General features: G+C 63.3%; 19 protein-coding genes and 1 tRNA gene. 10 read left to right on the top strand and 10 right to left on the bottom strand.

What is annotated here, in order from left to right:
• Positions 1-9 precede the first annotated feature (9 nt).
• The 4 genes from dnaE to ASD76_RS05655 all read right to left on the bottom strand — a co-directional run bounded on the left by dnaE (position 10) and on the right by ASD76_RS05655 (position 5,796).
• Entirely contained in the window at positions 10-3,492 is a 3,483-nt protein-coding gene (dnaE, locus tag ASD76_RS05640) for a DNA polymerase III subunit alpha (RefSeq protein ID WP_055919666.1), read from the bottom strand.
• A 72-nt stretch (positions 3,493-3,564) separates the two neighbouring features.
• Positions 3,565-3,840 carry a hypothetical protein gene (locus ASD76_RS05645; RefSeq protein ID WP_055919669.1) on the bottom strand — a complete coding sequence of 92 codons (276 nt, stop codon included), beginning with the start codon at positions 3,838-3,840 and terminating at the stop codon, positions 3,565-3,567.
• A 47-nt stretch (positions 3,841-3,887) separates the two neighbouring features.
• A complete protein-coding gene (locus tag ASD76_RS05650) occupies positions 3,888-4,562 on the bottom strand; it encodes an ABC transporter ATP-binding protein (protein WP_055919672.1) in 675 nt (224 codons plus the stop codon).
• Positions 4,555-5,796 carry a lipoprotein-releasing ABC transporter permease subunit gene (locus tag ASD76_RS05655; RefSeq protein ID WP_055919675.1) on the bottom strand — a complete coding sequence of 414 codons (1,242 nt, stop codon included), beginning with the start codon at positions 5,794-5,796 and terminating at the stop codon, positions 4,555-4,557. The genes ASD76_RS05650 and ASD76_RS05655 overlap by 8 nt, the downstream gene beginning before the upstream one ends.
• A 158-nt stretch (positions 5,797-5,954) precedes the next feature.
• On the opposite strand from ASD76_RS05655, the gene ASD76_RS05660 reads away from it, so the two are divergent.
• Genes ASD76_RS05660 through ASD76_RS17820 form a run of 3 tightly spaced genes read left to right on the top strand, consistent with a single transcriptional unit; the run spans position 5,955 to position 8,502 of the window.
• Positions 5,955-7,376 carry a cytochrome ubiquinol oxidase subunit I gene (locus ASD76_RS05660; RefSeq protein WP_055922983.1) on the top strand — a complete coding sequence of 474 codons (1,422 nt, stop codon included), beginning with the start codon at positions 5,955-5,957 and terminating at the stop codon, positions 7,374-7,376.
• Complete coding sequence (gene cydB, locus ASD76_RS05665; RefSeq protein WP_055919678.1) at positions 7,376-8,371, top strand: cytochrome d ubiquinol oxidase subunit II; 996 nt, start codon at positions 7,376-7,378, stop codon at positions 8,369-8,371. The genes ASD76_RS05660 and cydB overlap by 1 nt, the downstream gene beginning before the upstream one ends.
• Positions 8,371-8,502, top strand: a complete 132-nt coding sequence (locus ASD76_RS17820) for a DUF2474 domain-containing protein (protein WP_082553616.1) — start codon at positions 8,371-8,373, stop codon at positions 8,500-8,502. Before cydB ends, ASD76_RS17820 begins: the two co-directional genes overlap by 1 nt.
• A 1-nt stretch (position 8,503) precedes the next feature.
• Here the strand turns inward: ASD76_RS17820 and ASD76_RS05670 are convergent, their stop codons facing one another.
• Entirely contained in the window at positions 8,504-9,937 is a 1,434-nt protein-coding gene (locus ASD76_RS05670) for an aldehyde dehydrogenase family protein (protein ID WP_055919682.1), read from the bottom strand.
• 331 nt (positions 9,938-10,268) lie between these two features.
• Here ASD76_RS05670 and ASD76_RS05675 point away from each other — a divergent pair, with 331 nt between their 5' ends.
• A complete protein-coding gene (locus ASD76_RS05675) occupies positions 10,269-10,505 on the top strand; it encodes a hypothetical protein (protein ID WP_055919685.1) in 237 nt (78 codons plus the stop codon).
• A gap of 7 nt (positions 10,506-10,512) precedes the next feature.
• On the opposite strand, the gene recG is transcribed toward ASD76_RS05675, so the two are convergent.
• Positions 10,513-12,579: an ATP-dependent DNA helicase RecG gene (gene recG, locus ASD76_RS05680; RefSeq protein WP_055919688.1), complete on the bottom strand. Its 2,067-nt coding sequence runs from the start codon at positions 12,577-12,579 to the stop codon at positions 10,513-10,515.
• Between the two features lie 132 nt (positions 12,580-12,711).
• Between recG and ASD76_RS05685 the strand changes: the two genes are divergently transcribed.
• From ASD76_RS05685 to mfd, 3 genes are all read left to right on the top strand, one after another.
• Positions 12,712-13,224, top strand: coding sequence for a hemerythrin domain-containing protein (locus tag ASD76_RS05685; protein WP_055919691.1), 513 nt, complete (start codon positions 12,712-12,714; stop codon positions 13,222-13,224).
• Between the two features lie 133 nt (positions 13,225-13,357).
• Positions 13,358-13,621 carry a succinate dehydrogenase assembly factor 2 gene (locus ASD76_RS05690; protein ID WP_055919693.1) on the top strand — a complete coding sequence of 88 codons (264 nt, stop codon included), beginning with the start codon at positions 13,358-13,360 and terminating at the stop codon, positions 13,619-13,621.
• 131 nt (positions 13,622-13,752) lie between these two features.
• A complete protein-coding gene (gene mfd / locus ASD76_RS05695; protein WP_055919697.1) occupies positions 13,753-17,244 on the top strand; it encodes a transcription-repair coupling factor in 3,492 nt (1,163 codons plus the stop codon).
• On the opposite strand, the gene ASD76_RS05700 is transcribed toward mfd, so the two are convergent.
• Positions 17,207-18,043, bottom strand: coding sequence for an EAL domain-containing protein (locus ASD76_RS05700; RefSeq protein ID WP_055919700.1), 837 nt, complete (start codon positions 18,041-18,043; stop codon positions 17,207-17,209). The genes mfd and ASD76_RS05700 overlap by 38 nt on opposite strands.
• A 59-nt stretch (positions 18,044-18,102) precedes the next feature.
• Between ASD76_RS05700 and ASD76_RS05705 the strand changes: the two genes are divergently transcribed.
• Both ASD76_RS05705 and ASD76_RS05710 read left to right on the top strand, forming a co-directional pair.
• Positions 18,103-18,930: an NAD kinase gene (locus ASD76_RS05705; protein ID WP_235506647.1), complete on the top strand. Its 828-nt coding sequence runs from the start codon at positions 18,103-18,105 to the stop codon at positions 18,928-18,930.
• Positions 18,931-19,003: 73 nt separating this feature from the next.
• Positions 19,004-19,078: transfer RNA gene (locus ASD76_RS05710), tRNA-Asn, on the top strand.
• Positions 19,079-19,120: 42 nt separating this feature from the next.
• On the opposite strand, the gene ASD76_RS05715 is transcribed toward ASD76_RS05710, so the two are convergent.
• On the bottom strand, positions 19,121-19,867 hold the full coding sequence (locus ASD76_RS05715) for a class I SAM-dependent methyltransferase (RefSeq protein ID WP_055919703.1): 747 nt from the start codon (positions 19,865-19,867) through the stop codon (positions 19,121-19,123).
• Between the two features lie 96 nt (positions 19,868-19,963).
• Here ASD76_RS05715 and ASD76_RS05720 point away from each other — a divergent pair, with 96 nt between their 5' ends.
• Positions 19,964-20,899, top strand: coding sequence for a DUF808 domain-containing protein (locus ASD76_RS05720; protein WP_055919705.1), 936 nt, complete (start codon positions 19,964-19,966; stop codon positions 20,897-20,899).
• On the opposite strand, the gene ASD76_RS05725 is transcribed toward ASD76_RS05720, so the two are convergent.
• Both ASD76_RS05725 and ASD76_RS05730 read right to left on the bottom strand, forming a co-directional pair.
• Positions 20,896-22,086, bottom strand: coding sequence for an MFS transporter (locus ASD76_RS05725; RefSeq protein ID WP_055919707.1), 1,191 nt, complete (start codon positions 22,084-22,086; stop codon positions 20,896-20,898). The two genes, ASD76_RS05720 and ASD76_RS05725, sit on opposite strands and share 4 nt — an antisense overlap.
• Positions 22,079-22,945, bottom strand: a complete 867-nt coding sequence (locus tag ASD76_RS05730; RefSeq protein ID WP_082553617.1) for an SMP-30/gluconolactonase/LRE family protein — start codon at positions 22,943-22,945, stop codon at positions 22,079-22,081. The genes ASD76_RS05725 and ASD76_RS05730 overlap by 8 nt, the downstream gene beginning before the upstream one ends.
• Positions 22,946-23,152 lie beyond the last annotated feature (207 nt).

Consider the following 23,152-nt stretch of genomic DNA (forward strand, 5'->3'; position numbering starts at 1 on the left):
CCCCTAGGGTCAGGCGACCAATCTCAGACTCGCTTGTGCCCGACGCGTAGTTAAAGACACGTTCGTAAGGCCTTCGACGTGCGCCAAGCGCTCCGCCAGCTCTCCGTCGATCCGGAAATCGCGACCCAGTCGCATCCAGACGTCCTCGCTCTCGGAGATGTGCAGGCGGGTGACGACTTCACCCCTGCCGCCCTCGCCTTTCCCGGCCTCGCCCTCGCTCAGCGCCAGGCGAAGTTCCTGGAGCGCCTCCAAGGTGTGAACTTCGAGCGTCAAGAGCATTCGCGCCGAATTGCTCACCTCGGTCAACGGCCTCGCACCGCGTACGGTGACCCGCGGCGGCTCATCAGGACTGGGAGCATCCAACTCGACATTGAGGAGCACGCAGACCGAATCCGCCGCCCATCGTTGAAAGCTCTCGACCAGTCCCTCTTCGAAGCAAGCGGCGGTGAACTGTCCTGACGAATCCGAGAAGTCGGCCCGAATAAACTCGCTGCCCTTCCGCGTGCGCCCCTTGGTCACACCCTCGACCAGGGCAGCCATCACGGCAGACTGGCGCCCTCCTGCAATCCCAGACTCCATCAGACCGGCAAAGCTGCGCGCGCCGTTCGCCGAGGCGACCGCGCGGAACTGTTGGACGGGGTGAGCCGCGAAGTAGAAGCCGAAGTTCTCGCGCTCGGTCGCCATCTGGTCGGCGCGACTCCAGGGTTCGGCATCGGCAAGCAACAGCGACGGTTCGGCGTGATCGGCTCCGCCGAACAACCCTCCTTGCCCACTAGTACGCTCACGAACCGCGGCATCGGCGACCGCCAGCAGCCGGTCGGCATTGGCGAGCACCTTGGCCCTGTTCGGTTCCAGCCCGTCAAAAGCGCCCGCCCCGGCCAGCCCTTCGATCTGACGCCGGTTCATCGCGCCGGGGGGCATTCGGCGGAAGAGGTCTTCCAGACTATCGAAGGGACCGTTCGCCTCGCGCTCAGCAACGACCTGCTCCATCGCCTTCTCGCCGACATTGCGGATGCCCGCCAGCGCATAGCGGACCGCGTAGCCAAGCTCGGTCTGCTCGACGGTAAACTCCGCCTCGGAGTGGTTCATGTCCGGACCAAGCAGGACGAACCCGTTGCGGCGCAAGTCATCGACGAACACCGCCAGCTTTTCCGACTGGTGCATGTCGAAGCACATGGAGCCGGCGTAGAATTCTTCTGGATAGTGCGTCTTCAGCCATGCCGTCTGATAGGCAAGCAGTGCGTAAGCCGCGGCGTGGCTCTTGTTGAAGCCGTAGCCGGCGAACTTGTCGATCAAGTCGAACAGTTCGTTCGCCTTGCCCTTTTCGATCCCCGAAACTTCCTTGCAGCCTTCGACGAAGCGCAAGCGTTGCGCGTCCATCTCTGCCTGGATCTTCTTGCCCATCGCACGGCGCAGCAAGTCGGCGTCGCCGAGCGAATAGCCCGCCAGGATCTGCGCGGCCTGCATCACCTGTTCCTGGTAGACGAAGATGCCGTAAGTCTCCGCCAGGATCTCCTCGAGCTTCGGGTGAGGATACTCGATCGCGACTTCGCCGTTCTTGCGCTTGCCGAACAGCGGGATGTTGTCCATCGGGCCCGGCCGATAGAGCGAGACGAGCGCGATGATGTCTTCGAACATCGTCGGCTTCACCGCCGAGAGCGTGCGTCGCATTCCTTCGGATTCGAGCTGGAACACGCCGACCGTATCGCCGCGTTTGAGCAGATCGTAGACTTGGCTATCGTCCCACGGCAAGGCGGCCAGATCGACCTCGATCCCGCGCCGCGCCAGCAGGTCGACAGCCTTGCGCAACACCGACAGGGTCTTGAGGCCGAGGAAGTCGAACTTCACCAGGCCCGCGTCCTCGACGAACTTCATGTCGAACTGCGTCACCGGCATGTCCGAACGGGGATCGCGGTAGAGCGGCACAAGCTGCGCTAGCGGTCGATCCCCGATCACCACGCCGGCAGCGTGGGTCGAGGAGTTGCGCGGGAAACCTTCGAGCTGCATCGCCAGGTCGACGAGGCGCTTCACTTCGTTATCGTTCTCGTATTCCCGCCGAAACTCGCTCACGCCATTGAGCGCGCGCGGCAGGGTCCACGGGTCGGTCGGATGGTTGGGCACCATCTTGCACAGCCGATCGACGTGCCCATAGCTCATCTGCAGGATGCGGCCCGTGTCACGCAGCACCGCACGTGCCTTAAGCTTACCGAAGGTGATGATCTGGGCGACCTTGTCGTGCCCGTAACGCTCCTGGACGTAGCGGATCACCTCTCCACGGCGGGTTTCGCAGAAGTCGATATCGAAGTCCGGCATCGAAACGCGCTCGGGGTTGAGGAAGCGTTCGAACAGCAGGCCCAGGCGAATGGGATCGAGGTCGGTAATCGTCAGCGACCAGGCCACCAAGGAACCCGCGCCCGAACCGCGCCCCGGGCCAACCGGAATGCCTTGCCCCTTGGCCCACTTGATGAAGTCGGCAACGATCAGGAAGTAGCCGGGAAAACCCATTCGAGTAATGACGTCGACTTCGAAATCGAGGCGGTCAAAGTAGACCGTTCGCTCTTCGTCGGTCAGGTCTTCATAGGGGTCAAGCCGCGCGAGCAGCCCGGCCTTGGCGTCTTCGGCGAGCATCCGCGCCTCGCCTTCGAGGTCACCCGCGAGGCTTGGCAGAATCGGCTTGCGCTTCGGCGGAGCGAAGGCGCACCGTTGGGCCACTACGAGTGTGTTGGCGGTCGCCTCGGGCAAGTCCGCGAACAGTTCCTCCATCATCGCCGCCGACTTGATGAACGCCTCAGGGCTCGACCGAGGCCGTTCAGCGCTGTCAATGTGGGTGGAGTTGGCGATGCATAGCATGGCGTCGTGGGCCGAATGCATATGCGGATCGCCGAAATTGGCCGGGTTCGTCGCCACCAGCGGCAAGTCGAGAGCATAGGCGAGATCGACTAGCGCGTCTTCGGCAGCGTCTTCCGACAGGTCACCGCGCCGCACCAATTCCAGGTAAAGCCGTCCCGGAAACAAGCCCGACAACCGATCCAGCATATCCCTGGCCCGCTCGGCTCGGCCGTCCGCGAGCAGCCGCGTCACGGCTCCCTCACCGGCGCCGGTCAGGGCAATCAGTCCCTCGGTATGCCCCTCGAGATCTTCGAGGGCGACATGCGGCTCCTGCTCCAGGGGCCTGTCCAAGTGTGCACGGCTGACCAAGTGGCACAGGTTGTTCCACCCAGCCTCATCCTGCGCATAGAGTGGCAGGTAGTCGATCGGGCCATCCGCTCCTCGCGAAACGCCAAGCAGAGTGCCGATGATGGGTTGAACGCCCTCGGCTTTGCAGGCCGAGGCGAACGCGGTCGTGCCATAGAGGCCGTTGCGGTCGCAGATTGCGATAGCGGGGAACCCGCGTTCCTTTGCCAGCTTGGCGATCGCCTTGGGGTCGATCGCGCCTTCAAGCATCGAATAGCTCGAGAGGATGCGCAGGGGAACGAACGGAGCAAATGGCATGCGATTCAGATTTAATCCTCGGGCCGAGAATCTAAAGAGCGAGGCGGCCCCTTTCCCCCGGATTGAGCGGCGCTAACCGGGAAAGTCCGGCCGCGCTGCCAGCGACATGATTTCATAAAGTTCGAGGCGATGATCGCCCGACTTCTGAATGGTGTAACGGTTCCGCTGCGCTTCGGGCATGCGACAGATCATGGCGACCATTTCGGCCAGCGTGCCACGGTAGAGAATCTTCATCGCGTCGAGCAGGCCGCCGCCGTCATCTTTCAAATGGATCGAAGCGTGATCGTTCCAGTCGACGCCCTCCGCCTTCGTCGTGAAAGCGCGGAATGTGCTCGGATGATCTGTCATGAAAAGCTCCCTCTTCAAGATCAACGCCGATCTGGGCAGATTTGTTTCTACGTTAGCACGCCCTCGTGGATCCGGACGATCCGATCCATGCGTTGGGCGAGACGTTCGTTGTGCGTAGCGACGAGCGCGGCGCTGCCCTGCCCGCGCACGAGTTCAAGGAACTGCGCCAGGACCTTGTCGCTCGTTACCTCGTCGAGATTGCCAGTAGGCTCGTCGGCGAGGACGAGCTGCGGCTTATTGGCCAAGGCGCGGGCCACTGCAACACGTTGCTGCTCGCCGCCCGAAAGCTGGCTCGGCCGATGGGTCTTGCGATGTTCCATCCCGAGCGAGGCGAGCAGTTCTTCCGCACGTACGGCGGCCTGGGCACGCTCTACGCCGCGAACGAGTTGGGGCAACATCACATTTTCCTGCGCGGTGAAATCAGGCAGCAGGTGATGGAACTGATAGACGAAACCCAGGTGGTTGCGACGCAGCGCCGTCCGATCTCCTGAGGCCAGCTCCGTCGCGTCGATCCCGGCGATCTCGATCTTGCCGCCGAAGCCGCCTTCGAGAAGGCCCACTGCCTGCAACATGGTCGACTTGCCGGTGCCGGACGGCCCCAACAGGGCCACGATCTCGCCCGGCATGACGGTCAGGTTCACGCCGCGCAGCACGTCGATGCGCACTCCACCTTGCTCGAACGAGCGGGTCAGGCCGGTCAGATGGACGACGGGCTCACTCATAGCGCAACACCTGCACGGGATCGGTACCGGCCGCCCGATAGGCGGGATAGAGCGTAGCAAGGAAGCTGAGGCCCATCGCCATCACGCAGATCAGCAGCACCTCGAACGGATCGGTCTTGGCGGGCAATTCGCTGAGGAAGCGGATCGACGGATCCCACAGGTTTTGCCCGGTCACGAGTTCGATGCCCTTCACGATCGGCTGACGGAACAGCAGCACGATGAACCCGAGCGCAAGGCCAGCCAATGTGCCGACGGCCCCGATGACCGAGCCGGTTGTGACGAAGATCTTGAGCAGGCTTTTCCGCGTCGCCCCCATGGTGCGCAGGATCGCGATGTCGCGCGTCTTGGAGCGCACGAGCATGACCAGCGACGAGAGGATGTTGAAGGCTGCGACAAGCACGATGATCGACAGCGCGAAGAACATCGCCACACGCTCGACCTGCAAGGCTTCGAACAACTGCGCGTTAAGTGTCTTCCAGTCGGTCACGACCGCCCGGCCCTGCAATTTCTGCGCGATGGGAGCGACGATCTGGTCGACCTTGTCGGCATCATCGGTCTTGATCTCGATCAACTCGATCGAGTTCCCGGTCAGCAGCAACGTCTGCGCGTTGGGGATCGGCATGACGACATAGGATTCGTCGTAGTCGTACACCCCGATCTCAAAGATCGCGCCGACGGTATAGCCGACCTGCCTCGGCATAGTGCCAAACGGGGTCGAGCGGCCCTGCGGATTGATCAACGTGATGACATCGCCGACGCGGGCGCCGAGATTCATCGCGAGGCGCGAACCGATCGCCACCGTGTCGTTTCCGGGCTGCAACGAGGAAATGTCGCCCATCAGCACGTTCGGCTTGAACTTGGCGATGTCCTCCGGCGTATTTCCACGCAGGAGCACACCTTCGACGCGGCCATTGAAGGTAACCATCAGCGGTTGGTCGACCAGCGGCGAGGCCGAGGTGACACCGGGCGTCTTGCGCACGTCCTCGAGCACTTGTTCCCAGTTATCGAGCCGCCCGCCGTAGGCCTGGATGATGGCGTGGCCGTTGAGGCCGACGATCTTGTCGAGAAGCTCTGCGCGGAAGCCGTTCATCACGCTCATCACGATCACCAGCATGGCAACCGAGAGCATGACGACGCCGATGCTGATCGAGGCAACGAGGGCAATAACCGCCTCGCCGCGACCGGGCAGCATGTAGCGCTTGGCGATGGTCCATTCGAAGGGGGAGAGGATCAAGGAGTGCGCTTTGCCTTGTTAGGTCTGCGGGCGGTGTAGGAGGCTCGACTGACGGAGGCAACAACGTTCGAGGTAGGTAGATTCCGAAGCGTTTCGCGCAACACCTGTTGCGTTCGCGGAATTTGCCCATCTGTGCCATCGAGGCTATGGAGCCGCCCATGGTCGAGAACGCAGACGCCCTGCTGCTCGCGCGCTTCCAGTTCGCCTTCACGGTGAGCTTCCACTTTATTTTTCCGGCATTTTCGATCGGCCTGGCGAGCTACCTCATGGTGCTCGAGGGACTGTGGCTGAAAACCGGGAAGAGCCTCTACCTCGACCTGTTCAAGTACTGGATCAAGATCTTCGCCGTTACATTCGCCATGGGCGTCGTTTCGGGGATCGTCATGTCCTACCAGTTCGGGACGAACTGGTCGGTATTTTCGGACAGGGCCGGCCCGGTCATCGGCCCACTGATGGCTTACGAAGTGCTGACGGCCTTCTTCCTCGAGGCCGGGTTCCTTGGGGTCATGCTGTTCGGGATGGAGAAAGTCGGCAAGAAGCTCCACTTCGCCGCCACCTGCATGGTTGCCCTCGGCACCGCCGTATCGGCCTTCTGGATCCTCAGCGTGAACAGCTGGATGCAAACGCCTGTTGGCTACGAGAGCGGCGCCAATGGCCAGTTCCTTCCCGGAGAGAGCTGGTGGACCATCGTGTTCAACCCGAGCTTCCCCTATCGCCTCGTCCACACAGTCATCGCCGCCTACCTCACTACGGCGATGGTCGTCGGCGGGGTTGGGGCTTGGCACCTGCTGCGCGACCGAAGCAATGCCCACGCCCGCAAGATGTTCTCGATGGCCATGTGGATGGCCGCGCTCGTCGCCCCGATCCAGATATTCGCTGGCGACATGCACGGCCTCAACACGCTCGAGCACCAGCCGGTGAAGGTCATGGCGATGGAAGGACATTTCCAAAGCCATCCCGACGGCGCACCGCTGATCCTGTTCGGTATTCCCGACAGCGAGGCGAATGTGATCAACTATGCGATTGAAATACCCAAACTCTCGTCGTTGATCCTCAAACACTCGCTCGACGCGCCGCTCGCGGGCCTCGACAGCGTCCCGGAGGAGCTGCACCCGCCCGTGGGCATCGTATTCTGGTCGTTCCGCATCATGGTGGCGATCGGCACGGCGATGCTTGTGCTTGGCCTGTGGAGCCTGCTCGCGCGTTGGCGGGGCAAGCTTTACGACTGGCCGTGGCTACATCGCGCAGCGCTGGTGATGGGTCCGAGCGGGTTCGTGGCCGTGATCGCCGGTTGGGTTACGACCGAAGTCGGCCGTCAGCCGTGGACGATCTACGGCCTTCTGCGAACGGCTGACTCCGTATCCCCGCTGGACGCCCCCGCTGTCGGCATATCGCTGCTGGCCTTCGTGGTGGTCTACTTCGCTGTGTTCGGGGTCGGCACCTGGTACATCCTGCGGCTGATGAACGCGGCCCCTCACCCGCATGAGGAAGGCCTCGAACGCGAACCCGCACCCGTCCGCACCGCCGGCATCACGCCCGCGGCTTCGCAGTTGCCGGCTGACGGCAGGGAGGACGTGTGATGGATCTCACGGTGATCTGGGCGATCATCATCGGGTTCGCGGTCTTCGCCTACGTAGTAATGGACGGTTTCGACCTCGGCATCGGCATCCTGTTCCCGAGCTTCAAGAGAGGTCCCGAGCGCGACCAGGCGATGAACTCGATCGCGCCGGTGTGGGACGGCAACGAGACCTGGCTGGTACTCGGTGGTGGCGGGTTGCTGGCTGCGTTCCCGCTGGCCTATGCGGTGATCCTTCCGGCGACCTATCCGCTGATTATCGCCATGCTGCTGGCGCTAGTCTTCCGCGGCGTGGCCTTCGAATTCCGGTGGCGCGATCCCGAGCATCAGCCGTTCTGGGACATCGCTTTCTTCGGGGGCTCGCTGGTGGCGGCCATGGCGCAGGGTATGACTTTGGGCGCCTTGCTCCAAGGCATCGAAGTGGTCGATCGCGCCTATGCCGGGAGTTGGTGGGACTGGCTGACGCCTTACACCCTGCTGACGGGCCTTGGGGTGACCGCGGGCTATGCCCTGCTCGGCGCCTGCTGGCTGGTGTGGAAGACCAGCGGAAGCGGCCAGGACCATGCCTATCGCCTCGCCCTACGCGCCGCGGTGGCGACGCTGGTCCTGCTCGCCGCGGTCAGCCTCTACACGCCGTTTGTCGAGGCGCAGTATTTCCGGCGCTGGTTCACCATGCCGAACATCCTCTTTGCCAGTCAGGTGCCTCTGCTGACGGCGATCATTGCCTTCCTGCTGTTCCGGGGCCTCCTGAAGCGTCAGGAGGCCATGCCGTTCCTGCTCTCGCTAGGAATATTCCTGCTCGGCATGGCCGGGCTGGCGGTCTCGATGTGGCCCTATGTCGTGCCTGACGCCCTGACGATCTGGGACGCAGCAGCCCCGCATCGAAGCCAGGTGTTCATGCTGATCGGCGTTGGGCTGACCATGCCGCTGATCCTCGCTTACACCGGCTGGGCTTACTGGGTGTTCCGCGGCAAAGTGGACGAAGCGGGCTATCACTGATGGCCCCCGCCGAACCCAAGGAAGCCCCACTGTGGCAAAGGCTTCTGTGGATGGCGGCAATCTGGGGGGCCAGCGTCGCGGTGCTAGGCGCAGTGGCTTTCGTCATCCGCGCGTGGCTGGCCCCCGGATAGCTCAGCCGATGCCGGGGATTTCCCCGATCAGCGACTTCTTTTCCATGAACTCCTCAAGCCCGAACTTGCCGAACTCGCGGCCATTGCCCGACTGCTTGTAGCCGCCGAACGGACTGTTGAAGTCGAGCCCGCCCGAGTTCACGAACACCGAACCCGCGCGGATCCTGCGTGCGACCGGACCCGCTTCGGCCGGGTTGCCGGCGATATAGGCGCCAAGGCCGTAAGGCGTGTCGTTGGCGATCTCGACCGCCTCGTCCACGTCGTTGTACGGGATCACCACCAGCACGGGGCCGAAGATCTCCTCGCGAGCGACCGTCATATCGTTGGTCACGTCGCGCAGGACGGTCGGCTGGACGTAGTAGCCCTTATCCTTGCCCTCCGGACGGCCCGGACCGCCAACGGCAACCTTGGCGCCTTCGGCAATGCCCTTGTCGATCAGGCCCTGGATCTTCTCGAACTGCGACTGGTTGACGACCGGACCGATGTGACCGCCTTCCTTGGCCGGATCGTCGACGCCCTTGGCGCCGAAGATTTCCGCGAGTTTGTCGATCGCTTCGTCGTACTGGTCCTTGTGAACCAGGAACCGCGTCGGCGCGACGCAGGACTGGCCCGAGTTGAGCAGGATGCCGCCTGCACCGCCTGGCAGCGCGAGGTCGAGCGGCGTGCCCGGCAGAACGATGAACGGCGATTTGCCGCCCAGTTCCTGGTGCACGCGCTTGACGGTATCGGCCGCGTTCTTGGCAACCTGGATCCCCGCACGGGTCGAGCCGGTAAAGCTGATCATGTCGATTTCAGGGTGCTTGGCGAGCGCCGTGCCGACGCCTGGGCCATCCCCCTGGACGAGGTTGAATACGCCCGCTGGTACGCCCGCGGCGTCGAGAATCTCGGCAAAGATCTGAGCGCTACCCGGGGTTTGCTCGCTCGGCTTGAGGATCACGCAGTTGCCCGCCGCCAGCGCCGGAGCGACTTTGGCGACGATCTGGTTCATCGGCCAGTTCCACGGCGTGATCAGGGCAACGATGCCGGCGGCTTCGTAAAGCACGTGGTTCTTGCCGGTGTTCTCGACGAATTCGAAGTTCTTCAGCGCTTCGATGGTTGCGCCAAGGTGGCCCATGCCGGAACCCGACTGAGCCGTGCTGGCGATCGAGATCGGCGCGCCCATTTCCTCGCTGATCGCCTTGGCGATATCCGGAATCCGCTTCGCGTATTCGCCCTGGATCTTCCCGAGCAATTCGAGGCGCTCTTCCTTGCTGCTCTGCGACCAGGCGGGGAAGGCCTTCTTCGCCGCAGCGACTGCCTTGTCGACATCTTCTGCCGTGCCGAGGACGACCTTGCTGACCGGTTCCTCGGTCGCAGGATTCACCACGACCTTGGTGTCGGAGCCGGTGCTCGCGACCCATTCGCCGCCGATATAGTGCTTGAGATATTCGTGCATGGTGAACCCTCTCAATTCGGGAAAATCGTCGGGCCCGATATGGGTGCTCAAACCGGTTTCGCCAGTCCGATCGGGACCTCTTGAGGGGTTTGGTCGACGAAGCGCGGACGCTCTCAGGACAATCGCATTCCGCGATAAATCGCCCCTGACCGTCTCACGAGATCCATCGGGGATGCACGCGACGATCTAACGCCGTCCGCAATCCTTCAAGGGGTCATCCTGGCGAGTGGCAAGCCGGAATTACCAACTGTTAAGAAGTATATGCGATCTGGTGAACAAGTCTTTCGCATTATAGTGTCATTTCTATTACCACCCTGAAGAGGACCTGCCCGTGAAACTTGGTAAAACCATTCTCACGTCGCTTCTCGCGATCACGATGACCAGCACGCCTGTCCTCGCACAGGCAGCCACCGCCTCTTCGAGCGCGACCGCTCGCACCGGCACGGAAGTGACCAATAGCGACGAGTTCGCCGGCGGCAGCATGCTCGTCGTCGTTGTCGTGATTGTCGGCCTGCTCGCTGGCTTGCTGCTCATCGGCGGCGACAACGACACCCCCACCAGCCCTTGAATTCTGTTCAACCTCCTCTGAGCAGCTGGACACCCCAGTCACGCTCGAACAGGTAAAGCAGAACGCGCGCGGCCTCCCCTCGCACTGAGGCGAGGCCGCCGTCGCGCTCGACGAGCAAACGGGCATCGTCGCTCGCCATCGGCAGTAGACGTTCGATCTGTTCAAGATCGGCGATGCGGAAGGGCGTGTCGCCCGATTGGCGCGTCCCCAGCAGCTCGCCACCACCACGCAGGCGCAAGTCTTCCTCCGCGAGCCGGAAACCGTCCTGTGTTTCGCGCATCAAGGCCAGGCGTTCGCGGCCGACTTCGCTCAACTGCTCGCTGCGGAGGAGGAGGCAGACAGACTTGGCGCTTCCCCTGCCGACCCGGCCGCGCAACTGATGAAGCTGGGCGAGACCGAAGCGTTCGGCCTGCTCGATCACCATCAGCGTCGCGTTGGGAACGTCCACCCCGACTTCGATCACCGTGGTGGCGACGAGCAATCGCGCCTCCCCTCGCACGAACCGCTCCATCGCGGCGTCCTTGAGCTCGGGCTTCAATTGTCCGTGCACGAGCACCACGGCATCACCGAAGCGCGCCTTCAAAGTTGTGAAGCGGGCTTCCGCCGCGGCGAGATCTTCGGTTTCGTGCTCACTTCCTCGCACCATCGGGCACACCCAGTAGGCCTGTTGCCCAGTCTCAAGGTGGCGCGCCAAGCCGTCCGCCACATCGGACAAGCGGTCGAGCGCAATCACCCGGGTATCGATAGGCTGCCGTCCCGGAGGCATTTCGTCGAGGCGGCTGACGTCCATCTCGCCATATTGCGCCAGAGTCAGCGTGCGCGGGATCGGCGTTGCCGTCATGGCCAGGCAGTGCGGGGTGACGCGCCCCTTTTGGGTCAGCATCAGCCGCTGGCCGACGCCGAAACGATGTTGCTCATCGATCACGACCAGCGCCAAGTTCTTGTAGGAAACGGCCTCCTGGAAGATCGCGTGGGTGCCGACGACGATGTCGATGCTCCCATCGACCAGTCCCATGAGGATGGATTCCCGTGCCCGGCCTTTGTCTCGCCCAGTCAACAACGCGATGTTCACGCCGGTCGGTCCCGCCATCTTCCTGAGCGTGTCGAAATGCTGCCGCGCCAGGATCTCGGTCGGCGCCAGCATGGCTGCCTGCGCTCCGCCCTCGACCGCGATCAGCATGGCTTCGAGAGCAACGACGGTCTTGCCCGCACCGACATCACCCTGCAGCAGGCGCAGCATCGGGGATGTCTGCGCCAGATCGCCCTCGATCTCACCGATCGAACGCCGTTGGGCGCCGGTCAGCGGGAACGGCAGCGACAGCTTGTCGCGCAACCGCCCGTCACCGGTAAGCGGCTGTCCTCGGCGCTTGCGGTTATCGGCGCGGACCAACATCAGCGCGAGGCTATTGGCGAGGAGCTCGTCATAGGCGAGCCGGTCGCGTGCCGCAGGATTCTCACCGCGATGGGCGAGGACCAAGGCGTCGCGCCAGGCTGGCCACTTCTGGCGATCCAGCACTCCGGGTTCGATCCATTCGGGCAGTTCAGGAGCGCGCTGGAGCGCTTGATGAGCGAGATTGGCAACCTTGGGCTGGGTCAATCCCTCCGCGAGCGGATAGACCGGCTCGACCAGGTGTCCGACGAGTTCCGCGCTGTCCTCTGCAACGTGATCGGGATGCACGATCTGCAGCCACTGGTCGTACTGCTCTAGCTTGCCGGCGACCCAGCGTTTCTCGCCCGGCGGAAACAGCTTCTTGGCGGTGTAGGAAGCCTTGCCGAAATAGACGAGTGCGCAGACGTTGCCCTTGGCGTCGCGGGCCAGAACGCGGTGCGGGGCGCGGCTGTTGGAACTGGCGCGATGCTCCGTCACGGTCAGCGCCACGACGACTTGCTCCCCCACTTGCGCGTCGTCGAGATCGGGCACCGAGCGGCGTTGCACGAACCGATCGGGCAGGTGGTAGGCGAGGTCCCTCACACGCGTCAGTCCGAGCTTCTCGAGCGGTTTCTTGAGCTTGGGCCCAACGCCTTCGAGACTCTCGGTCTCGGCAAACAGCGGGTTGAGCATTTCGGGGCGCATAGTCCGCCTTCTCTATTCGCATTCTGCGCCACTCGAAAGGCCACCGCTTAACTTCGGTTTAAAGGGGAACGACGACGGAGACGGTGGATTGGGCTGTGGAGGGCTTCGAGGTCCGAAGCAGAGGAGTTTATCATGGCGCAACAAGAGTTTTCCGACGCGATCGCCCTGCTCAAGGCCGATCACCGCGTTGTCGAAGGGCTGTTCTCGAAATTCGAAAACGCCAGCGGCGACGGAAAGAAGCAGCAGATCGCCGAACAGATCTGCGACGAGTTGAAGATCCACACTCTGCTCGAGGAAGAGATCTTCTACCCGGCCCTGCGCGGAAAGATCGAGGATGACTTGCTCGACGAAGCCTATGTCGAGCACGATGGCGCCAAAGTTCTGATCAATGACATCATGGCCGGTGGCGCAGGTGATGCCTTTTATGACGCCAAGGTCACCGTGTTGAGCGAAGAGATCGAACACCACGTCAAGGAAGAGGAAGCGCCGAGCGAGGGCATGTTCTCACAAGCCCGCAAGGCGGATGTGGACCTCGTGGCTATGCGTGACCAGATGATAACGCGCAAGGAGGAGTTGAAGCAGCAAGCCGAAAGCCGCGGCCTTCCCCCTGCAGAACCGGCCGTGGTCAACCCGCGCGCCGCTTAGGCCTGACTGCCGGCGGCACTTCGTGGAGGAGAGCGGCGAAGCGATCCAGGGCACACTGCCGTCCTGGGTTGCTTCGCTTCTTTTCGCGCGACGCGCTTGAGGTCAGCCGGTCACCACGTTACCGCCGCCCACCATGACGGACCTCTCACCTCGCCTCGCCCGAGCCAAGTTCCGTGCCTGGCACCGCGGCACACGAGAGGCCGACTACATGATTGGCGGCTTCTTCGACCGGCATCACCTGTCGTGGGACGAAACGGAATTGGCCTGGTTCGAGGCCTTGCTGGACGAGGACGACGTGGACATCATGGCCTGGGCCCTGCAAGCGCAGCCCGCGCCCGAGCGCTTCGCCGGTGCGCAGATGCAGGCTCTGCAAAAGCTCGACTACGTAACCATATGACTTGCGCTCTGCTGCCCATCGCATAGGGCAGCGGCGACGAAAACGACCCCGGCAACGCGACCTTTCGGAACGCGGGGCCGGGTTTGCTGCGTGCCCGGAACAGACGGCCCGCCAAAAGCTTGGACATCACAATGGCCGATTTCTCCCGCATTATTTCCGCCAGGCACCCGCTGTCGCTGACATCCGTTGCACGAGGCTCGCAGCCGCTGGTCCTCGCCGACCTGGCCCGCGCGGCCAAGGGACGTGCGGTGTTCGTCGCGCCCGATGAACAGGCGATGCGCGCCGTCACCGACGCGGCCCGTTGGTTCGCACCCGAACTGCAGGTGATCGAGTTCCCAGCGTGGGATTGCTTGCCGTACGACCGCGCCAGCCCCGCCCTCTCGGTCAGCTCTCGGCGCCTCGCGGCCTTGCACCAGCTCCAGGCGGGCAAGACCACCAGCCAGTTGCTCGTCACCACGGTCAACGCCGTACTCCAGCGCGTACTGACCCCCTTCCGCATCCGCGAGGCGGTTCGCGAACTAAAGCCTGGCATCCAGATCGGCTACGAAAGCCTTACGGCGTTGCTCCAACGCCAGGGCTACAGCCGCACCGATACCGTGATCGACACCGGCGAGTTCGCTGTGCGCGGGTCGATCTTCGACGTGTTCCCCGCAGGACTCGAGCAAGGCTTGCGGCTCGACTTTTTCGGCGACGAGCTGGAATCGCTGCGCCTGTTCGATCCGACCACCCAGCGCACCACCAGCACGGTCGACGGTCACCTGCTCCTGCCCGCGAGCGAGGCCCTGATCGACGATGACTCGATCAAGCGTTTCCGCAGCAATTACCGCGAGCGCTTCGGCGCCAATGCCACCCAGGATCCGCTTTACCAGGCCGTGAGCGACGGACGGCGTCTCGCCGGGATGGAGCACTGGTTGCCGATGTTCGAAGACCGGCTGGCGACGCTGTTCGATCACCTCTCGGCCGACGACCTGATCGTTATCGATTCATCGGCCGTCGCGGCCGGGGAAGAGCGGCTGACCGACGTCGAGGACTACCACCGCCAACGCATGGAAACCGCTGGACAGGCCGCCGGAAGCTATCGCCCGTTACCGGCCGATGCGCTCTATCTGACCCGCTCGGAGTTCACCAACGCGCTCGAAGCGCACCCAGTCCACCGTGCGGTGATCTTTGCCGAACCCGAGAGCGACAAGGTAATCGACTTCGGCTTCCGTTCAGCGCGCGACTTCACCCCCGAACGCTCGCAAGGCGCGAACGTCTACGAGGCAGCGGCGGCGCACTTCAAGGCGCTCGGCAAGTCCGGCAAGCGACCGCTGCTGGCGGCCTATTCCGAAGGCTCGCGCAGCCGCATTACCTCGATCCTCGGCGAAAGCGGCACCGAGATGAAGCTCGCCGGGAGTTGGCAGGAAGCGCTCGGGCTTTCCGCCAAGGGCGCCCCTGTGGCGATGGTCCTGCCGCTCGACACCGGCTTTTCCAACGACGAGCTAGAGCTCGTCACCGAGCAGGACCTTCTCGGCGACCGCCTGGTCCGCCGACGCAAGCGCAAGAAAGATTCCGACGCCTTCCTGGCCGAGCTCTCGGCGCTCAATCGCGGTGACCTCGTGGTCCACCTCGACCATGGGATCGGCAAATACCTCGGGCTGGAGCCGATCACGGTCGGCAAGAGCCAGCACGATTGCGTGATGCTGGAGTACGCCGGGGGCGACAAGCTCTACATCCCGGTCGAGAACATCGACGTTCTCAGCCGTTATGGCAGCGGCGAGGACGGCGCGGTGCTCGATCGCCTCGGCGGCGAAGGCTGGCAGAAGCGCAAGGCCCGCCTCAAGGAACGCATTCGCGAGATCGCCAACGAGCTCCTGCGCACTGCCGCCGCCCGCGCCTTGCGTCGAGCTCCGGTGCTTGAGCCGGAGGAGAACGCCTTCAACCAGTTCGTCGAACGATTCCCCTGGCAGGAAACGGAAGACCAGGAACAGGCCATCGACGATGTGTTGCGCGACTTGTCAGAAGGCAAGCCGATGGATCGTTTGGTCTGCGGCGATGTCGGCTTCGGCAAGACCGAGGTGGCCCTACGTGCCGCGTTCGTCGCGGCCATGAATGGTCAGCAAGTGGCCGTGGTTGCGCCAACCACTCTGCTAGCGCGACAGCACTTCCAGGGCTTTGCCGAGCGCTTCAACGGCTTTCCCTTGCGGATCGGCCGCCTTTCTCGACTGGTTCCGGCCAATGAGATGAAGGCTACTCGCGATGGCTTGACCGATGGTACGATGGACGTGGTCGTCGGCACCCACGCGATCCTCTCCAAGACCACCAAGTTCAAGCGGCTCGGCCTGGTCATCGTCGACGAGGAGCAGCGCTTTGGTGTCGCGCACAAGGAGGCGCTCAAACAGCTTCGTGCTGACGTCCACGTGCTCACGCTCACCGCAACCCCGATTCCGCGCACGCTGCAGATGGCGATGAGCGGCTTGCGCGAGCTTTCCACCATCCAGACCCCGCCGGTCGACCGTCTCGCGGTGCGGACGTACGTGATGGAATGGGACGACATGGTGATGCGCGAGGCCCTGCTGCGCGAGCATCATCGCGGCGGGCAGAGCTTCATCGTCGTCCCGCGGATCGCCGACATGGAACAGGTCGCCGAATGGCTCCACAAGTACGTTCCCGAGATCAAGGTGGTCACGGCGCACGGCCAGATGGCGCCCAGCGAAGTCGAAGAGCGGATGAGCGCCTTCTACGAGAAGCGCTACGAAGTGCTGCTCTCGACCACGATCGTCGAAAGCGGCCTCGATATCCCGAGCGCCAATACGATCATCATCCATCGCGCTGACCGCTTCGGCCTTGCCCAGCTCTACCAGCTGCGTGGGCGTGTGGGCCGCTCGAAGCTGCGCGCTTACGCTTACCTGACCACGCCGAAAGATCGGCAGATGTCGGAAGTGGCCGAGAAGCGGCTCAAGGTCCTGGGCGATCTCGATAGCCTGGGCGCGGGTTTCCAGCTGGCCAGCCACGATCTCGACATTCGAGGCGCCGGTAACCTGCTCGGCGACGAACAGTCAGGGCATATCCGCGAGGTCGGCTTCGAACTCTACCAGTCGATGCTGGAGGATGCGATCCTCGCCGCAAAGGCCGGCGACATGGGGATCGAGCGCGAACGCGAGGGCCTGAGCCCGCAGATCACGGTCGACGCGCCGATCATGATCCCGGACGATTACGTGCCCGACCTTGCCGTCCGCATGGCGCTCTATCGCCGCCTCAACGATGCCAAGGACAAGGCGGAAATCGAAGCCATGGCGGCAGAGATGATCGATCGCTTCGGCCCACTGCCCGATGCCACCGCTAATCTGATCAAGCTGATCGAGATTAAGCACCAGGCGATCGAGGCCTGCATCGCCAAGATCGAGGTTGGAGCGCGCGGCACGTTGGTGAGCTTCCACAACGACCAGTTCCCCGATCCCGTTGGCCTGATCGCCTATGTCGAGCGCTTGAAGGATACCGCGCGGCTACGTCCGGACATGAAGCTCGTCATCAACCGCGCCTGGGGCGACCCGCAAAGCCGTCTGAACGGCCTGGTGCAGCTGACCAAGGGGTTGAGCGCGATTGTCAGGAAAGCGGCGAAGCGGGAAAAGGCGGCCGCTTAGCGAATTCAGCGAATTCGGCCTCGGCCAGCGGCTTGGCGCCGAGGAAACCCTGCCACGCCACGCAGCCTTCGCTGACGATGGCGTCAAGCTGCGCCTGCCGCTCGACGCCTTCGGCGATGACCTCGAGGTCCAAGGCCTTTGCCATCGCCAGGATTCCACGCAGCACGGCCAAGTCGCGCTCGCTCGTCTCGATGGCCTCGATCAGGCTGGCATCGAGCTTGAGAGCATGCAGCGGCAGGCGCTGCAGGTAGCGAAAGTTGCAGAAGCCAGCGCCGAAATCGTCGAGTGCGATCCGGATGCCGCGCTCGGCCAGTTGCTGCAATTGCAGCGATGACAGCTCAAGATTGGCCACGAGCACCTGCTCGGTGATTTCAATCGTCAGCCGTTCGGGCGCGAAGCCCGTTTCGGCGATCGTTTCCGCCAGAGTTTTGGCAAAGCTCGGGTTGGCGAGGTCGGCGGCAGTCACGTTGAGCGACATTCGCACGTCACGCTCCCAGCGGGCAGCGGCTGCGAGCGCCATCTTTGCCACATGGCGCGAAAGCGGATCTACTACTCCAGCCCGTTCGGCCATGTCGAAAAGCTGGGCGCCTCCGATAAGGACTTGTTCGGGGTGCTGCCAACGCGCCAGCGCCTCGGCGCCAATCAAGCCGCCACTCGCAGCGTCGAACAGAGGCTGAAACAGGACCTCGATCTCGCCGCGCTCCATCGCCGCTTCGATCGTGGCGCTGGATTGCTCCGCCGCGTCCTCGCGCCGGTCCGGCTTCTTTCGACGATCCTGACCCAAGACCAAGTTTTCCATGGCGGGCCGTGTGACCGATCCGTGATCGTCCGTCTCCTGCCTTGCAGCGCGCGTTGCAAATCGGGACGGCCGCCCATAGGCTGTGGAAGCCGAGCAAGGGGGATGCTGCCATTACTTACGAGAAACTCGCGCTGCTTGCCTCACCGACGGACCGTGCCCAGGAAGCGGCCGCGGATCTGGTCGGCTGCACCGACTGGGTCCCGCTTGAAGAGGCCGATGCTGCGGTTGTGCTAGGCGGCGACGGCTTCATGCTCGAAACCATGCACCGCATGATCGAGGATGGCACCCTGCGCCCGGTCTACGGGCTCAACCTTGGCACCGTCGGCTTCCTGATGAATCGCTACACCAAGGGCTGCCGCCTGCTCGACCGGATGGCGAAGGCCCGGCCGATCGCGGTTTCGCCTTTGCGGATGGAAGCGGTCACCCAATCGGGCGAGACCGAGAGCCTTTACGCCATCAACGAAGTGTCGTTGCTGCGCGAAACCCGCCAGACGGCAAAGATCGAGATCAGCGTCAACGAACGCGTGAGAATCGCAGAGCTGGCCGGAGACGGTGTGCTCCTGGCGACGCCGGTCGGCTCCACGGCTTACAACTATTCGGCGAATGGCCCGATTCTCCCGCTCGATTCGCGGATGCTGGCACTAACTCCGATCAGCCCGTTCAGGCCGCGGCGCTGGAGAGGTGCTGTACTGCCTGATCGCAGCCGGGTGACCTTTCGCGTGCTCGATCCGAAGAAGCGCCCGGTTTCCGTGGTGGCCGACCAGAAAGAGCTGCGCGACGTGGCGGAAGTTCGCCTGGAAATCGACAATTCGCGCGAAATGACCCTGCTGTTTGACCCCGGCCACGCGCTCGACGACCGCATTGTCGCCGAGCAGTTCGCCTACTGAAGAATTTCCCACAACTCGGGCTTGTCAAAGCTGCAGGCCGCCCATATAGGCGCACCCCTGCCGACGCGGCTGCTCCCCGATAGCTCAGCGGTAGAGTAGGTGACTGTTAATCACTTGGTCGTTGGTTCGAATCCAACTCGGGGAGCCACTCTTCAACACTAAAGAGCCGCAGCAGCGCGATTCTTCGCGCTCAGGCAGGCTTGCGGAAACGCATCGCGAACTTCTCGGTTTCGCCTTGCACTGAAGGATCGCGCACGCCGGCGGTCTTCGGATCGGCGGGATTCTTGAGCAGGTCCGACTGCGCATCGAGCACGAAGCCCGCGGCGGTCATTTCCTGCACTACCGCGGCAGGTTCGATGCGATGCAAGGTCGATGTAACGGTCGTTCCGGCACCGGTTGCCGCTGCGTGATCCTCCACAAAGTAGATTCCTCCCGGCTTAAGGGCTGAGAAGACCGAGCGGTTGATCGCCGCGACATTGGCGGTCGGGCCGTTGTGGAAGTCGTGATAATTCTCAGTGGTCCACATGAGGTCGACCGGTTCGGGCAGCTTGAGGTCGGTGTAGTCGACCGTAACCACCTTCACATTGGGATATTGCGCCGCCAGGGCGTTGATCGCGTCGAGCGCGCCCGGACGGCTGGCGACGGCTGCGGGCACCATCGCATAGACTTTGCCCTCAGGACCGACGGCCTTGGCCAGGATGCGGGTGTAGTAGCCGCCGCCCGGGGCCATCTCAGCGACGATCGAACCCGGCTTCACACCGGAAAAGGCGACGATCTCCGCTGGCTTGCGTGCGGCGTCACGGGCAGTGTCGGCTGCGGGACGCTGGGCATCGGAGACGGCCGCAGTTATCGCGGCAACCGGATTGGATCCTTGCGCCACTGCTGTGCCTGCCAGAGCCAGGCCCGATACGGCCAAAGCCAATGTCACTCGCTTCATCGACTTTCTCCCACGCGCTGCTGTTTGGCTTGCAATGCCATCGCAAGTCGTGGACTGCCAGCATATTGCGCCAGTGCGTAGGGATCAGGAGTTTGCATGCCCGGGGGATTGGTCGCGCTGCTGGATGATATCGCCACTTTGGCGAAGCTTGCGGCGACATCGATAGATGACGTGGCCGGCGCGGCAGGCAAGGCTGGCTCGAAAGCGGCCGGCGTCGTCATCGACGACACCGCGGTGACGCCGAAATACGTCGTGGGTCTCTCGCCGGACCGTGAACTGCCGATCATCGCCAAGATCACACTCGGGTCGCTGCGAAACAAGCTGCTGTTCCTCTTGCCCGCGGCGTTGCTCCTCAGCGCTTTTGCGCCGTGGGCGATCACCCCGCTGTTGATGATCGGCGGCGCGTATCTCGCGTTCGAAGCGACGGAGAAGATCTGGGAAGTCCTCTCGCACACCAGTCACGCAGAGGAAGTGATCGAGATCACTGATCCGAAGGAACTCGAGGACCGCCAGGTTGGCGGCGCTATCCGCACGGACTTCATCCTTTCGGCCGAGATCATGGCCATTGCCCTGAATGGGTTGCCACCCATGTCGCTGCCCATGCAGACCGCGGTACTGGCCGCTGTGGCCATCGTGATTACGCTCGGCGTCTACGGCGCCGTGGCGCTGATCGTGAAGATGGATGACCTCGGGCTGCACCTGTCAACGAGGCCACAAGCCTACCTGCGCAAGATCGGGCATGGCCTTGTAAGCCTGATGCCCGTCCTCCTGCGCGCCCTGTCGATCATCGGGACCGCGGCGATGCTGTGGGTCGGCGGCGGGATCTTCGTACATGGTCTCGAAGAATTCGGCCTCGGCGTCATCCCGCACACGATCCATGACCTGGCCGTTGCCGTGAGCGAAGCTGTGTCATTCGCACCCGCCGTGGTCGAATGGGTGGTTCAGGCGCTTGGAGCGTCGGTGGTAGGTCTTGTCGTTGGCGGCGCGATCGTCGCCGTGCTCCATGTCCTGCCGAAGAAGAAGCCCGCCTAAGCCGCCGCTAGCTTCGCCTTATCGGTGATCCTCACCGCCTGAAGCGCCACCAACGCCACCAGGCCAATCATCACCGCGCCGACGTACCACGGTGCGTCGTGCCCGATCTGACCGTAGATCAACCCGAACACCGGCGGCATGACGATGCGACCGACCGCGTTCGAAGCCATCATCAGCCCCATCGTACTTCCCTGCCGCTCAGGCGGCGTATTGCGCGACAACAGTGCGCCGGCCGAGGGGAACGCCAGGCTATGCCCCGTCATCAGCAGGCCCATCAGCAGCACACCAGAAATCGGCAAGCGAATGATCGGCTGCAGAACCATCGACAGGGCAAGCAGCGATAGGCCGATCACGATCACCCTCGCCTCGCCATAGCGGGCCGCGAGCGGACCGATCAGGAACAACTGACTGAGCAGCCCGCCCCCGCCGATAGCCAGGAACGCGAAGCCAAGGTCCTTGGCGTTCCAGCCAAAGTTCTCTTCGCTCCACAGGCCGTAGATTGCCTCCATCGAGGCGAACAGTGCGATGCCGAAGAACGAGATCACGAACAGGCGCAGCAGTAGCGGTTGCCCGCCGACGAAATTGAAAGCCTCGCTGTACTTGGGCAGCGGCGCCCCCTTGCCCTTGGGCGGTACGGCGTCGCGCAGGACGGCAAGGCACCACAGCGATGCGATGATCGAGAGCCCGCCAGCGATGAAGATCGGCAAGCGGAAACTCGCGGCCACGACCTCTTCGCCCGCGAACAACCCACCGATCACCGGTCCAAAGGCAAAGCCGAGGCTGAACGCGGCGCCGAACAAGCCCATTGTCTTGGCACGCCGTTCTGGTGTGGAGACGTCCGCGATAAAACCTTGCGCGACGCTCAGCGTGCCGGAGAAAAACCCGCTGACAATCCGGATGAGGACCGCAGCCCAAAGCGTTGGCGCATAAGCGAAAGCGAAATAGGTCAGCCCGGCAATGAACGTCGTCAAAGCCAGCACCTTGCGGCGGCCCCATACGTCCGACTGCCGGCCCCAGTGGATCTCCCCGAACACGTTGCCAAAGCTATAGGCCGCGAACAGCAGCGCGATTTCGTAAGGCTGGGCGTCGAACACCTGCCCGTAGAACGGCAGCAGCGGGAGGATCAGGCTGAAGCCGGCGATATTGATGAACACCGCAACGAGCAGCGGAGGAAGGCGTTTATCCACGGTATCTTGGCTCCGGCAGGCCGCGCACGCCGAGGCCGTCGATTACGTAACACCAGCCATCTCCTTCGGCGGGATCGCGCCCGAGAAACGATGGGTCGATGCTGGGAACGAAGAGGCGGTCGAGATCGGGGCCGAAGAACATGCAACTCGCCGGCAGCTTCGTCGGCATCTCAATCACCTGCTTGACCTCGCCTTCCGGCGAGAGGCGCAGAACCACCCCGCCTTCACAGATCGCCACCCACATGTCGCCATCGGCATCAATCGTCGCGCCATCGGGAATCGGGCCATAATCGGTCGTGTCGAAGAACACGCGCCGGTTCGAGGCGGCGCCGGTCGCAAGGTCGTAGTCGTAAGCGTAAATCGCCTGGCGCATGGAATCGGCGTGATAGAGGGTACGATTGTCGGGCGAAAAGCATGGCCCGTTGCCAAGGATCACGCCGTCGTCGAGTTGAGCGATGCGGCCTTCGATCCCGAGCGAGTAGAGCCCACCGATGGGCTCCTTGGCTTGGCGATGGCTGGTCCCGAACAGGAAACGCCCCGCGCGGTCGACCTTGCCGTCCGCTAGTTGCGTCGCGGGATCGGGCGGACTGAAGAGTGCAAAGGGCGTGACCTCGCCGCTTGTCAGGTCGAGAGTGTGAATCCCGTCAGGGAGCGACACGATTGCGCCGCCCTGCTCGCGCAAGGCCATCGAACCGATCATCGCAGGCACGCTCCAGCCCTGGTGATCGCCAGACGCGGGGTCCCAACGGAACACCCGCTTTTCGAGGATGTCGATATAGTAGAGCGCTTGTTCGCCTTTATCCCAAACCGGCCCCTCGCCCACCGAACAGCGAGGAAGCGGCAAGCGCGTGATTTTCATCGCCGGCTCCCTTTCCCGGCGACATTACTAACAGGTGTTACAATGGGAGCAAGGCTGAGCCGCGTTCAAACCATCAATCCTCCCCGAGCTTGCTCGGGGAGGTGGCGCACGCTGTAAGCGTGTGACGGAGGGGTAGGCGGAATAACACGACGCCCCTCCACCATTCGCTGCGCGAATGGTCCCCCTCCCCGAGACAAGCTCGGGGAG

It is taken from the genome of Altererythrobacter sp. Root672, from assembly GCF_001427865.1.
Classification (GTDB): domain Bacteria; phylum Pseudomonadota; class Alphaproteobacteria; order Sphingomonadales; family Sphingomonadaceae; genus Croceibacterium_A.

Excerpts from the sequence above, each read along its gene's own strand:
- ASD76_RS05720 (WP_055919705.1), top strand. The coding sequence starts at position 19,964 with ATGCCCGGGGGATTGGTCGCGCTGCTGGATGATATCGCCACTTTGGCG.
- ASD76_RS05690 (WP_055919693.1), top strand. The coding sequence starts at position 13,358 with ATGACGGACCTCTCACCTCGCCTCGCCCGAGCCAAGTTCCGTGCCTGG.
- dnaE (WP_055919666.1), bottom strand. The coding sequence starts at position 3,492 with ATGCCATTTGCTCCGTTCGTTCCCCTGCGCATCCTCTCGAGCTATTCG.
- ASD76_RS05670 (WP_055919682.1), bottom strand. The coding sequence starts at position 9,937 with ATGCACGAATATCTCAAGCACTATATCGGCGGCGAATGGGTCGCGAGC.
- ASD76_RS17820 (WP_082553616.1), top strand. The coding sequence starts at position 8,371 with ATGGCCCCCGCCGAACCCAAGGAAGCCCCACTGTGGCAAAGGCTTCTG.
- ASD76_RS05645 (WP_055919669.1), bottom strand. The coding sequence starts at position 3,840 with ATGACAGATCATCCGAGCACATTCCGCGCTTTCACGACGAAGGCGGAG.
- cydB (WP_055919678.1), top strand. The coding sequence starts at position 7,376 with ATGGATCTCACGGTGATCTGGGCGATCATCATCGGGTTCGCGGTCTTC.
- ASD76_RS05730 (WP_082553617.1), bottom strand. The coding sequence starts at position 22,945 with ATGAAAATCACGCGCTTGCCGCTTCCTCGCTGTTCGGTGGGCGAGGGG.
- ASD76_RS05660 (WP_055922983.1), top strand. The coding sequence starts at position 5,955 with ATGGTCGAGAACGCAGACGCCCTGCTGCTCGCGCGCTTCCAGTTCGCC.
- ASD76_RS05700 (WP_055919700.1), bottom strand. The coding sequence starts at position 18,043 with ATGGAAAACTTGGTCTTGGGTCAGGATCGTCGAAAGAAGCCGGACCGG.
- recG (WP_055919688.1), bottom strand. The coding sequence starts at position 12,579 with ATGCGCCCCGAAATGCTCAACCCGCTGTTTGCCGAGACCGAGAGTCTC.
- mfd (WP_055919697.1), top strand. The coding sequence starts at position 13,753 with ATGGCCGATTTCTCCCGCATTATTTCCGCCAGGCACCCGCTGTCGCTG.
- ASD76_RS05715 (WP_055919703.1), bottom strand. The coding sequence starts at position 19,867 with ATGAAGCGAGTGACATTGGCTTTGGCCGTATCGGGCCTGGCTCTGGCA.
- ASD76_RS05650 (WP_055919672.1), bottom strand. The coding sequence starts at position 4,562 with ATGAGTGAGCCCGTCGTCCATCTGACCGGCCTGACCCGCTCGTTCGAG.
- ASD76_RS05685 (WP_055919691.1), top strand. The coding sequence starts at position 12,712 with ATGGCGCAACAAGAGTTTTCCGACGCGATCGCCCTGCTCAAGGCCGAT.